Origin of the sequence: Stenotrophomonas sp. RG-453 (genome assembly GCF_033843685.1) — a bacterium.
GTDB classification, from domain to species: Bacteria; Pseudomonadota; Gammaproteobacteria; order Xanthomonadales; family Xanthomonadaceae; genus Stenotrophomonas; species Stenotrophomonas bentonitica_A.
On record NZ_JAMYED010000010.1, the window covers coordinates 171095 to 183795 of the forward strand.

Below are 12701 nucleotides of genomic sequence, written 5' to 3' on the forward strand. Positions count from 1 at the left end.
AGGAAAGGGCAGGGCATGAGCGATACGGCAATGCACGGGCGCGTGGCGCTGGTGACCGGCGCGGCCAGTGGCATCGGCGCGGCGGTGGTGGCGCGGTTGCGTGCCGACGGCGCCACGGTGGCCACGCTGGACCAGGTTGCCAGCGACGGCGGGCAGGCCACCGCGATCGCCGACCTGCGGTCGGCCGAGGCGGTCACCGCCGCGATCGGGCAGCTGCGTGCTGCGGTGGGTCCGTTTGATGCCCTGGTACATTGCGCCGGCATCTGCCCGGCCGGTGGCACCCTGGCACACGACGATGCGGTGTGGCTGGATGTGTACTCGGTCAACGTGCTGGGCGCGCTGCGGGTGATCCGGCAGGTGGTGCCGGACATGCGCGGTCGCGATGGCAGCATCGTGCTGGTGTCGTCGATCAACGCCCGCTTCGCCACGCCCGGATTGGCGGCCTACGCGGCCTCCAAGGCCGCACTGGAGGAACTGGCGCGCACCGCCGCGCTGGAGTTTGCGGCCGATGGCATCCGGGTCAATACCATCGCCCCGGCGTCGGTGGATACGCCGATGTTGCAGGCCTCGTTCGCACGCGCCGCCGACCCGGCTGGCGCCCGCCACGCCAACGTGCAGCGACATCCGCTGGGGCGCCTGGGCACGCCGGCCGATGCGGCCGAGCTGGCGCTGTTCCTTGCGTCACCGCGCAGCAGCTGGATCACCGGCGCGGTGTTTCCCCTGGACGGTGGCGCAGGAGTGACCCGGCAATGAGTGAGGCAGCCACGCCGTACATCATCGGCATCAACTGGGGCAGCACCAATTTCCGCGCGTTCCGCATCGGCCACGACGGCCAGGTGACCGGCGCGATCGAACAGCCGCGCGGCATTGCGGGGCTGGAGCGGGCACAGATGCAGGCGCTGCTGGAGGATGTGGTGGCGCAGTGGCCGCAGGCCACGCGCATCTACGCCAGTGGCATGGTGGGCTCCAACATCGGCTGGAGCGATGCGGGCTATGTGGAATGTCCGGCCACGCTGGACGCGTTGGCCGGCCAACTGCACCCGGTCCAGATAGGGGCGCATGCCGTGGCGATCGTGCCCGGCCTGGCCTGTCGGCGGCCGGACGGCGCGCCGGACATCATGCGCGGCGAGGAAACCGAATTGCTCGGCCTGGTCGCCGCCGGTGCGGTGCCCGACACCGGCGTGGTCGCGCTGCCGGGCACGCACAGCAAATGGGTGCAGCTGGAGGGCGGCACGGTGGTGGCCTTCATGACCGCGATGTCCGGTGAAATATTCGATCGCCTCACCGCCGCCGGCCTGCTTGCCTCGGTGGTCGATGGGCCGGCGCACGACGGGGCGGCCTTCATCGATGGCCTGCATGCCGCGCACGACGGCGGCATGGGCTTGGGCACGTTGCTGTTTGGTGCGCGGGCGAAGGTGATCCGCGGCGACCTGCCACGGCGTGATGGCGCGGCCTATCTGCGCGGGCTGCTGATCGGCGCCGAGCTGTCCGATGTGCGCCGGCAGTGGCCGCAGGCCCTGCACGCCGTGCCGCTGGTGGGGGCCGCCCCGGTCTGCGCGCTGTATGCACGCGCATTGGTCGAACTGGGCGGCGGCAGCCGCTCCATTCCCTCGCAGGACGCCTCCACCCGCGGCTTCCTTGCATTGCATCAGGCAGCCGGAGCGTTGGCATGAATGACGAGCACGCAGAAACATTCGACGCCGCGCTGGCGCGTACCGGCATCATCGCGATCCTGCGCGGCCTGCCCGGTGACGAGGCGATCGCGGTGGTCGAGGCGCTGTACGCCGCCGGCGTGCGGCTGGCCGAAGTGCCGCTGAATTCACCGGACCCGCTGCGCACCATCCGCACCCTGGCGGCGCATTTCCAGGGGCGCATGCTGATCGGCGCGGGGACCGTGGTCAGCACCGCAGCGGTCGAGCAGTTGGCCGCCACCGGCTGCGCCTTCTGCGTGGCCCCCAACACCGATGCAGCGGTGATCGCCGCGTCGATCGCGCACGGCATGGTGCCGGTGCCGGGGTTTGCCACGGCCTCCGAAGCCTTCGCCGCAATCGCCGCCGGTGCGCGCCATCTGAAGGCGTTCCCGGCCAACGGTGCGCAGCCGCGCCTGCAGGCGTTGTCGGCGGTGTTGCCGGCCGGGGTTACCTTGATCGCCGTCGGCGGCGTCGCTCCCGCGCAGGTTGCTGAGTTCCGCGAGGCGGGGGTAAGCGCCTTCGGCGTGGGCACCGACCTGTACCGGCCCGGCCGCAGTGCCGAGGCGGTGGGGGAGCGTGCCTCCCGCTGGATGCACGCCGTGCAGGCGGCGGCACCGGCGCGCGCTACCCTGGTGTGCGACGCGCGCACCACCGTGGGCGAATCGCCCGTGTTCGGTGCCGACGGTGTCCTGCGCTGGGTCGATCCGACTGCGCCCTGCCTGTTGCGTTGGGACGGGACCCAGTGCGAACGGGTGCCGCTGCCCGAGCCGGTCTGGTCGCTGGCCATGGCCGACGGCACGCTGGTGGGCAACGGCGAAACGCACTTTGTCGCGTTTGCACCCGACGGGCCGCTGCAGGCGGGCCCGGAAGTGGACGTCGGCGCAGGGTGCCGGCTCAATGATCTGGTCACCGACAGCCGCGGCGGGTTGTGGGGCGGGTCGATGCATCAAGGCCTGCTCACTGGACGCGGCGCACTATTCCATGCGCCGGCCGTGGATGCGCCGGCGCGGCGCGTGGCCGACGGCCTGGGCGTGGCCAACGGCATGGCGTTCTCGGCTGACGAAACCACCCTGTTCGTGATCGACACCTTGGCCCGCACCCTGCTCGCCTACCCGGCCGATGTGGTGGCAGGCACGTTGGGCGAGCCGAAGGTGGTCACCGATTTCCTGGGCGTGCCGGGCAAGCCCGACGGCATGGCGATGGCGCGCGATGGCCACCTGTGGGTGGCGATGTGGGGCGGCCATTCGGTGGTGGAGTTGGCCGCCAACGGCGCCGTCCTGCGCACGCTCGCGGTACCGGCGCCGCACGTGGGCAGCCTGTGCTTCGCGCCCGACGGACGGCTGTTCATCAGCACCGCGCGTGCACGACTGGGCGAGCAGGCGTTGGCACAGTGGCCCGGTTCCGGCGGATTGTTCGCGGTCCAGCCGTGAGTCGGCAGCGGCCTGCCGGGCGGGTCGGCGTGCTGCTCATTGCGCTTTTTGCGGTGGCGGCGACTCACGCAGCGCCGGCCCTGCTGGACGCGCCGTTCACCGACCACATGGTGGTGCAGCGCGACCGCCCGATTGCCGTATGGGGCGCGGCGGCACCGGGCGCACGGGTGGACCTGCAGCTGGCCGGGCATGCGCAACGCGTGCGCGCCGATCGCAGCGGCCGCTGGCAGGCGACCCTGCCCGCGTTGCCGGCCGGCGGCCCGCATGTGTTGAACGTGGCCTCGCAGGGGCGGCAACAGCGCGTGGATGACGTGCTCATCGGTGACGTGTGGCTGTGCAGTGGCCAATCCAACATGGCCCTGCCGGTAGAGCGCACGCTGGACGCTCGCGCCGAAGTGGCGGCAGCCACCCACGGTCGCATCCGCCTGCTGCAGATTCCCACCCAGGACAGCGCGGTGCCGAGGCAGCGCTTCGCGGATGTACCGCAGTGGCAGCCCGCCACGCCCGACACCGTGCGGGGGTTTTCGGCCACCTGTTACTACTTCGCGCGCGAACTGCAACGCGACGTGGATGTGCCGATGGGGCTGATCAATGCGTCGTGGAACGGGTCGCGCATCGAGGCCTGGACACGCGCCGATGCGCTGCGCCGGGTCGATGGGCAGGCGCCGGCCCTGGCCGTGCTGGACCAGTACGCGCAGGACCCGGCGGCGGCACTGGTGGCCTGGGGCGCGCAGTGGGAACAGGCCTGGCAGCGCGATAGTGCCGATATGCGCCAGCCATGGCGCGTTGACGATACCGGTCCCTGGCAGAGGGCGTCCCCCACGACGGCGTGGGTTGCGCCGGCACTGGCCGACCACCTTGGCATGGGCTGGTACCGCACCACGCTGCAGCTTGACGCCGCGCAGGCCGGGCAGCCCAGCGTGCTGGAGTTGGGGCGGATCGACGAACTGGACACCACCTGGATCAACGGTCGCATCGTGGGCAGCAGCTTCGGTGCCGGGCTGGCGCGACGCTATGTGCTGCCGGCCGGCACGCTGCACGCCGGTGCGAACACGCTGGTGGTCAACGTGCTCAACACGTATCGCGAAGGGGGCCTGCCGGTGGAGCCGCGCGCACTGGGGTTGGCTGACGGGTCACGCCTGCCGCTTGCCGGCCCGTGGGACTACCAGACAGTACCGGCAGCCCAGCGCATGCCACCGACCGCGCCATGGCTGTCGTCGTGGGGCATGGGCACCCTCCACAACGGCATGGTGGCGCCGCTGGCCGGGTATGGCCTGCGGGGCGCGCTGTGGTACCAGGGGGAATCCAATACTTTCGAGGCTGGGGCCTATGCCGCGAAATTGGCCGCCTATCGAACCAGCCTGCGCACCAGCTTCGGCAGCACGCTGCCGCTGCTGGTAGTGCAGTTGGCCGGCTTCGGCCCGGCGCCGTTGCAACCAGAGGCCAGCGACTGGGCGCAGCTACGGGAGGCGCAGCGCAGGGTTGTGGCGGCCGATCCGCACGCGGCGCTGGTGGTGGCGCTGGATATCGGCGAGCACGACGACCTGCACCCGGCCAACAAGCAGGCAGTGGGGCAACGCCTGGCGCGTGCCGCGCTTCATCTGGCCTACGCCGATCCTGCGCCAGCGTCCGGGCCGGTGCCGGTGCAGGCACGCCGCGGTGGCAACGGCGTGCGTGTTGCCTTTGCCGACATCGAGAGCGGACTGGTCGCTCACGGAGGACTGTCGCCGGTCGGTTTTGAACTCTGCGGGGATACCCAGGCCAGCTGCCGCTACGCGCAGGCGCATATAGACGGCAACGACGTGGTGCTTGAGGCTGACGGCGCAGGGCAGGTCACCCGGGTCCGGTATGGATGGGCGGGCAGCCCGGTCATTACGCTCTACGACCGCAACGGCTTGCCCGCCGGGCCGTTCGAGGTGCCCATCCGGTAGCGCCCGCGTTGCATATGGCCTTGAGAAGATAACCCTCTCTGATGTGCTCGAACGGTTTCTGCAGCCGCCGTGGCGTGTCGCCGCGGCCGGCTGATCCCATAGGTCAACGCACCGCCGCAATCGCCCGCGTACGCGCTTTGGCCAGCGCTTCACCCACAGCCGGTCCCTTCAGGTGGGTGAGGTCCAGGTCGCGCGCTTGGATCGCCAGCGCCGCCTGGTGCAGGCGCGTGAGCGTTTCGCCCTGCGGATAATCGCTGTCTTCAAACCCCAGCCGGCCACGCTTGTCGGCCTCGCAGCACAGCGCGATCTGCGCGATCCGCTCCGGGCGGCGGAAGCCGTCGCAGCGGGCCAGCAGTTCCAGCACGGTGGCATCGCGCAGTTCGTCGATGCGGTGCACGTTGAGATGATCGCGGCAGACCGCTTCGGCCAACTGGCGGTGATCGACCGGCACCTTCAAGCGCTCGGCCAGGGCACGCAGTGGGGCCACCCCGCGCTGCTCATGCATGATGTGGCGCGGCCATTCCTCTGGCGGGGTCAGGCCCTTCCCGAGGTCGTGGGTCAGCGCGGCGAAGCCGATCAGGTCATCGCCCGGTGCCAGCTGCGCGGCCAGGTCGCTGACCATTTCCTGGTGCACGCCGGTATCCACTTCGGGGTGGAACTCCGCGCGCTGCGGCACCCCATACAGTGCTTCCAGCTCGGGCAGGATCGGGCCCAGTGCATGGGCATCATGCAGCGTGCGCAGGAAGGCGGACGGCCGCGCGGAGGCGAGGGCGCGTCGCAGCTCCTGCCAGACACGTTCGGGCACCAGTGCCTCAAGCTCACCGCTGGCGGCGATCTGCTGCATAAGGGCCATCGTCTCCTCGGCCACGGTGAAGCCGAGCGGGGCGAAGCGCGCCATGAAGCGGGCCGCACGCAGCACGCGCAGCGGATCTTCGATGAAGGCCGGGCCGACGTGGCGCAGCACGCGTTGCTCGATATCCCGCACGCCGCCATAGGGATCCACCAACGTGCCGGTGGCCTCGTCGCAGGCGATGGCGTTGATGGTGAAGTCGCGGCGCTGCAGGTCTTCTTCCAGCGTCACCGACGGGTCCGCATCGACCACGAAACCGCGGTAGCCGCGTCCGGATTTGCGCTCGGTGCGGGCCAGCGCATATTCCTCGCCGCTGTCCGGATGCAGGAACACCGGGAAATCACGGCCCACGGCCTTGTAGCCCTGCGCTTCCATCTGCGCCTGGGTGGCCCCGACGACAACCCAGTCGCGGTCGCCGGGGGAACGCTGCAAGAGGCGGTCGCGCACGGCGCCGCCAACCAGATAGATTTTCATGTGCCCATGATGCCGCAGTGGACCAAGGCCACGCCAACCGGTTCGCATACCGGAGCCGGTCAGTCGCCACCCTTGTCGGCATTGGCCGCGCAGGCGAAGGTCTTGCGCTTGACCTGCAGACGGCCGTTCATGCGGTCGGTCACCGGCAGCGCATCGCCGTTCAAGCGCCAGTCGTAGATCACGCTGAAGGCCAGGATGCGCGCGACATACTCGCGGGTTTCCTTGTAGCTGATGGTCTCGATCCAGATGTCCGGATCGAACCCCGGGCGCTGCGACTGCCAGCGGGCGGTCGGGGTCGGGCCGGCGTTGTAGGCGGCGATGGTGACGTAGGGCAGGCCCTCGTATTTGTTCATCAGCTGGCGCAGGTAGGCGGTGCCGATGGCGATGTTGGTGTCCGGATCGTAGAGGCTGGCGGCACCCCCGTAGTTGGTCAGGCCGATCGACTTGGCCACGGCCGCGCCGGTCGCCGGCAGCACCTGCATCAGGCCCATCGCGTTGGCGGGCGAGCGCGCCTTCGGGTTGAAGATGCTTTCGGCGCGGATCTCCGCGGCCACCCAGGCCGGGTCGATCGCGTTGCGCGCCGATTCGCGGCGGATGCTGTCATCGTGGTGCAGCGGGAAGCGCAGCGAATACAGGCGCTGCTCGTCCGGGGTCTTGCCGAGCGAGAACACCGCACGGTCGAACCAGCCGTTGTCGCGCGCCACTTCCACGGCCAGGCGACGCTGCGTGTTGTCGTAGCGGCTCAGCGCGTCGTTCCACTCGGCCACGGCCCAGCCGGCACGCTCGATCTTGAACAGTTCCATGGCCCGCACGATCGCCGGGTCACGGGCGACTGCCGCCTGCGCCTGGGCACTGTCATTGGGTTCCCACGGGCACAGCGTGTAGTTCTGGCCGAGCTGGTCGGCCGCCAGGAAGCCATGGAAGGTGGCCGCGCGGGCTGCCTCACGGAAGGCGGCCTGCGCCTCGCTGCGCTTGCCGGTTTTGTCCAGCATGCGCGCTTCGAAATAACGCCAGCGCGAGTCGGCCCGCTGGGTGGGGCCCATCTTGCGGATGGCGGTCAGCGCCGCCGGCCAGTCGCCGCGCGACAGCGCCTCACGTGCGCGCCACTCGTGCAGGCGTTCGTCGTAGGCGGACTCGGGCACTGCATTGAGGCGGCGGGCGGATTCGGGACCGTAGGAAGCCACCGTCCACAGCGCGATCTGATACAGCACCTGCGCGCGCTGGGCGGCGCTCAGCTGCAGGGCGTCGGCGTACTGCGGCAGCTGCTGCTCGGTCGCACCCGGGTCGGCCTTGGCCAGCTTGGCCAGGCCGTCAGTGGCGATGCGGCGGCTGCGCTCGTTGCGCGGCCAGTTCAAGGCGCTGGCGTTGGGCCTGTCGACGAAGGCGGCATAGGTGTTGGCCAACGCCAGGTCGGCAGCGGGCAGGCCGCGCGCGGCGCTGCGCATCACCGCCGGCTGCTGCTCATCGGCAGCGGCATCGATGCGCGCCCAGCGCAGTTCGGCGTTCATGCCGCCCTTGGCGTCCAGCACCGCGAATACCGGATCGCAGGCATCGGGCAGCGATTTGCCGGTACTGCGCCAGATCGCCTGCGCCTCGCTGACCCACTGCGCATCGGCCTTGCCGGTAGCCTGGCGTGCGTTGAGCTGGGCGCAGCGCAGGCCGACGTTGGTCGTGTCGGTCCAGTTGGCGAGCAGCGTCGGCCAATCCTGGCGCCGCGCCACCGCGGGCAGCCATACGTTGCGGAAGCTGGTGGCCACCGCCTGGCCGTTGTAGCGCTTCAGGAAATCCTGCGCCTGCACGTTGCTGACGGTATCGATGTTGCGCCGCAGGTTGGCGAATTCGACCCAGCCATACAGCGGGTGCCTGCTCAGTGCCGCCGCCTGGGCAGGATCGAACTGGCCGCGCTCGGCATTGTCGATCACGGCCTTGAGCTGCGCGCGCTGGGCATCCAGGTTCTGGGCATCGGCCACCGGGCTGACCCCGGTGCAGGCCAGCAGGACGGTCGCGCTGAAGAAATACAGGGGAAGTCGAGTCATGCCGGAAAGCATAACGGCGCGGGGTGAAAGGGAGTGAGGGCAAGCCGACTCGAGGATGAACAGCTGCCGCTTAGGCGCGCCATTCGCATCACCGTTCCATCGCTCCACGGGTGACCACGGACGTGGGAAGCACGTGCCGATCGCGATCCCACCGCATCATGGGCGGTGTAGCACGTGGATGCCCGTGCGGGCGACGTTCAACGGCTGCGCACTGAAGCCGATTCCGACGCGCTGGATGGCGCAAATGCCAAGGTTCCGGTCGCCACCCGAATCCTGGCATCAAGCGGATGGCGTTCGCGCAGCAGCGGCACGACGCCCGCCTTGGATGCCTTCAACGACCCTTGAAAACAGCGACATTTGCGTTCCTACGCGTCGCACGGGAGATGCCTCCATAGCTGGACCCTGCGCAGTCGGTTTTGTCGAATTCCCGTGAAAGCGAGGCGCACGTCACTCCTTCACATTTACAGGTTGTTTACAAAGGAGACGCTGCCGCCATGCAGGGGGCGCGGCAGCCCAGCCCGACATTCCTTTGGAGAGAGAGCGAATGAACAACCTGCATCACCGCCCGCTGGCGGTTGCCGTATCGCTGTGCCTGCTGCTGGCTGCGCCGGCCTTGGCCAGCGCGCAGGACGCGCCCCGCAGCACGACCGATCTGGACCGGGTGGAAGTGACCGGCAGCCGCATCAAGCGGGCCGAGGTGGAAGGGCAGGTGCCGATCCAGACCCTCACCCGCACCGAGATCGAACGTACCGGCCTGACCTCGATCGGCGATGTGCTGCAGCAGCTGACCGGCTCCGGTTCGGCGCTCAATGCGAAGTTCAATTCCTCGGGCAACTTCGGCTTCCCGCCGGATGGCAGCGGGGTGGGCGCGGGCTCGGCCCAGGTCGATCTGCGGCACCTGGGTGCCAAGCGCGTGCTGGTGCTGGTCGACGGCATCCGGTGGGTCAACGAATCCTCCGCCTCCGGCGTGGGCGCGGCGACAGACTTGAACACCATCCCGCTGGCCATCGTCGAGCGCATCGAAGTACTCGAAGACGGCGCGTCGTCGCTGTACGGCTCCGACGCCATCGCCGGTGTGGTCAACATCATCACCCGCCGAGAATTCGACGGCGCGCAGGTGACGATGAATTACGGCGAGTACACCAAGGGCGATGGCACCCAGAAGGGCGTGGACCTGGCCTGGGGCACCAGCGGTGACCGCTACACCCTGTTCCTGGGGGCGAGCTGGACCAAGCAGGACCCGGTGTATGCGCGCGATCGCGAGCAGTCGCGCTTCCCGATTCCCGGCACCGGGCTGGCCTTCGGCAGCGGTGGCATTCCGCAGGGACGCTTCTCTTTCGTCGACCCCAACACCGGTGCGAAGCAGGACATCGTGCCCAATACCGGCGTAAGCAGCCCGCGTTACGACGGCAGCGCCGGCTGCACCCGCAGCGATGACTACCACTGCTTCACCTCGGCCGACCGGTTCAACTTCGCCGAGTACAACATGGTGCTCACGCCGTCCGAGCGGAAGGGCATCTTCGGCCAGTTCCGCTTCGACCTCACCGATGACATCCAGTGGTACATCAAGGCACTGGGCAACCGTCGCGAGTCCACCAACCAGGCCGCACCGGAGCCGCTGTTCTTCGGGCCCGATGGCGCCACCGGTAATCCGCTGGCGGACAACATCGTCGTGTCCGGGCTCAATCCCTACAACCCGTTCGGCTTCGATCTGGTCGCCTCGGGCAACATGAGCCTGATCGGCCGTCGCCCGGTCGAAGGCGGCGCGCGCGTGTTCGAGCAGGAGGTCAATACCCAGTACTTCGCCACCGGCCTGGTCGGCCAGTTCCAGGCCGCCGACCGCAGCTGGTTCTGGGACCTCAACGGCATGTACAGCAAGAACAAGGCCGAGCAGACCAACTACGGCAGCTACGACATCTACAAGGTCAACATGGCGCTGGGTGATCCCGCGTTGTGTGCGGCCACGCCCGGCTGCGTACCGTTGAACATCTTCGGTGGCGTCGGCTCGATCACCCCGGAGATGCTGCGCTGGATCCAGCCGGTGGTGCGCGACCGCAGCCAGAACGAGTTGAGCCTGTTCACCGCCAACCTGAGCAGCGAACTGTTCACCCTGCCGGCCGGCCCGGTCTCCTTCGCCACCGGCTATGAATACCGCAAGTACGAGGGCCGCTACGATCCGGATCCGCTGACCGTTATCGGCCACTACAACGGCGTGCCGTCGTTGCCCACCTCCGGTTCCTACGATGTCAACGAGGCCTACCTGGAGCTGAGCGTGCCGATCTTCGCCAAGAGCGCGCTCGGCGAGAAGCTCGACCTGAGCCTGGCCGGTCGCTACTCGGACTACTCCACCTTTGGCGGCGAGTTCACCCCCAAGTACGGCCTGCGCTGGCAGGTGACCAATGACTTCGTGCTGCGCACCAGCTACGCCGAAGGCTTCCGCGCACCCTCCATCGGCGAGCTGTACGGCTCGGCCGCGCGCGCCGACCTGCAGCTGTTCGATCCCTGCTCGGTAGGGCTCGGCGGCACGCCGCCGCGCGGCAGTGCCGCCAACTGTGCCGCACTCGGCGTGCCGGGCGGCTTCCAGCAGGCCAACTCGCAGATCTCGGTCACCACCGGCGGCAACGCAGAGCTGGATCCGGAGCGCTCGCGCAGCTTCAGCGCCGGCTTCGTGTGGAGCCCGTGGTTCGGCAGCAATGCGTCCTGGTCGGAGCGATTCGATGTCGAGGTGACGTTCTACCGTCACCACATTGAAGGCGCGATCCAGGCGATCAACGCCCAAACCCAGCTTGATCTGTGCGTGGACACGCTGGACCCGCTGTACTGCAGTGGCATCACCCGCGCCTCGACTGGTGCGGTCAGCAGCTTCAACAACCGGCTGACCAACCTGGGCTCGATCAAGACCGATGGCTGGGACGTGGATCTGTTCTGGACCCTGCCGCAGACGGAGATCGGGCAGTTCAAGCTCGGTTGGCAGAACACCTTCGTCGGCCGCTATGAGGCCCTTGGTGCAGCGGGCCAGAAGCAGCCGCAAGGGCCCGGCGTGGAGGTGGCCGACAGCTCGATTCCGGAGTGGACCAGCAATGCCACGCTCAGCTGGAACCTGTCCAACTGGAATGCCTCCTGGACAGTGCGCCACATCTCCAAGCTCACCGAAGAGTGCGGCGACGTGGCCGCCTTCCCGATCTGCGGCAACCAGGCCGAGGGCACCAACGAACTGGCCGCGACCACCTTCCACGACATGCAGGTGGGCTACCGGTTCGACTGGATGAAGGGGCTGCAGCTCAGCGCCGGCCTGAACAACGTGTTCGACAAGGATCCGCCGATCTGCCTGTCGTGCTCGCTCAACGGGTATGACGCCTCGACCTACGACATCCCGCGCGGGCGCTACTGGTACCTGCGCGTGGACCTGCGGTTCTGATCGCAGGCTGATGAGAAGGTGACACACCGGGGCGCTGTGAGGCGCCCCGGTGGCGGCCTGCAGCCGCGCCGGTCAGGCCCCGCTGCGTGCGGGGACGGACAGATGCGTTGCGCACACCGGCCATCGCGCGTGCCTGGCATGCTGGGGCTGGCTGCGTCAGGCATCATGGGGAGCCGGCCAGCGGCCGGCACTACCTCTCCTGGACTGCATTGCCATGAACCTGCATACCTGGTGGATCTTCGCCGTCACCGTGTTCGTCCTGTGCGGCACGCCCGGCCCGAACATGCTGCACGTGATGACCCGCAGCGTGCGGGTCGGCTTCCGCCGCAGCATCGCGGCCATGGCCGGCTGCCTCACCGCGCTGGTACTGGCCCTGGCGATCTCCGCCGCCGGGCTGGGGGCGGTGCTCAAGGCGTCGCCGATGGTGTTCGATGTGCTGCGCTACGCCGGTGTGGCGTATCTGGTGTACCTGGGGATCAAGGCATGGCGCGGTGGCGATGCGCCGATCGACGTCGGCAGTACTACAGCGCTGGTCCCGAGCTCGCGTACCGTATTGTTCCGCGACGGCTTCATCATCGGGATCAGCAACCCCAAGCTGCTGCTGTTCGCCTCGGCGTTCCTGCCGCAGTTCGTCGATCTGACCCAGCCGCAGCTGCCGCAGTTCGTGATCCTGGTGGCGACCTTCGCGGTGATGGAGATGTTCTGGTACACGGTGTATGCCGCCGGTGGCCGCGGGCTGGCCGGTCATCTGGCCAAGCCGGGGCTGCGCAAGGTGTTCGACCGCGTGGTCGGCACGATCTTCATCGGATTTGGACTGGCGCTGCTGCGCGCCAGGCCGTGATGATCTGGCGCTGCGCGCGCGGCACTACCG

9 protein-coding genes are annotated in these 12701 nt (G+C 68.8%); 7 read left to right on the top strand and 2 right to left on the bottom strand.

Features of this window, described 5'->3' with window-relative positions; genetic code table 11:
* Positions 1–15 precede the first annotated feature (15 nt).
* Genes NJD74_RS18235 through NJD74_RS18250 form a run of 4 tightly spaced genes read left to right on the top strand, consistent with a single transcriptional unit; the run spans position 16 to position 5052 of the window.
* Entirely contained in the window at positions 16–753 is a 738-nt protein-coding gene (locus NJD74_RS18235) for an SDR family oxidoreductase (RefSeq protein ID WP_217350031.1), read from the top strand.
* Positions 750–1673 (top strand): 2-dehydro-3-deoxygalactonokinase, encoded by a 924-nt coding sequence (locus tag NJD74_RS18240; protein ID WP_102789409.1) that lies wholly within the window; start codon positions 750–752, stop codon positions 1671–1673. Before NJD74_RS18235 ends, NJD74_RS18240 begins: the two co-directional genes overlap by 4 nt.
* On the top strand, positions 1670–3121 hold the full coding sequence (locus tag NJD74_RS18245) for a 2-dehydro-3-deoxy-6-phosphogalactonate aldolase (protein WP_167390393.1): 1452 nt from the start codon (positions 1670–1672) through the stop codon (positions 3119–3121). Before NJD74_RS18240 ends, NJD74_RS18245 begins: the two co-directional genes overlap by 4 nt.
* A 29-nt stretch (positions 3122–3150) precedes the next feature.
* A complete protein-coding gene (locus tag NJD74_RS18250; protein WP_319624722.1) occupies positions 3151–5052 on the top strand; it encodes a sialate O-acetylesterase in 1902 nt (633 codons plus the stop codon).
* Positions 5053–5155: 103 nt separating this feature from the next.
* On the opposite strand, the gene NJD74_RS18255 is transcribed toward NJD74_RS18250, so the two are convergent.
* A complete protein-coding gene (locus tag NJD74_RS18255) occupies positions 5156–6376 on the bottom strand; it encodes a multifunctional CCA addition/repair protein (RefSeq protein ID WP_102789410.1) in 1221 nt (406 codons plus the stop codon).
* A gap of 59 nt (positions 6377–6435) precedes the next feature.
* Entirely contained in the window at positions 6436–8412 is a 1977-nt protein-coding gene (locus NJD74_RS18260; protein WP_254427881.1) for a transglycosylase SLT domain-containing protein, read from the bottom strand.
* Between the two features lie 174 nt (positions 8413–8586).
* Here NJD74_RS18260 and NJD74_RS18265 point away from each other — a divergent pair, with 174 nt between their 5' ends.
* The 3 genes from NJD74_RS18265 (at position 8587) to NJD74_RS18275 (ending at position 12671) form a co-directional block, all read left to right on the top strand.
* Positions 8587–8757 (top strand): hypothetical protein, encoded by a 171-nt coding sequence (locus tag NJD74_RS18265; RefSeq protein WP_167390394.1) that lies wholly within the window; start codon positions 8587–8589, stop codon positions 8755–8757.
* Between the two features lie 199 nt (positions 8758–8956).
* A complete protein-coding gene (locus tag NJD74_RS18270) occupies positions 8957–11830 on the top strand; it encodes a TonB-dependent receptor (protein ID WP_319624723.1) in 2874 nt (957 codons plus the stop codon).
* 214 nt (positions 11831–12044) lie between these two features.
* Positions 12045–12671: a LysE family translocator gene (locus NJD74_RS18275; RefSeq protein WP_070471856.1), complete on the top strand. Its 627-nt coding sequence runs from the start codon at positions 12045–12047 to the stop codon at positions 12669–12671.
* Positions 12672–12701: the final 30 nt, after the last annotated feature.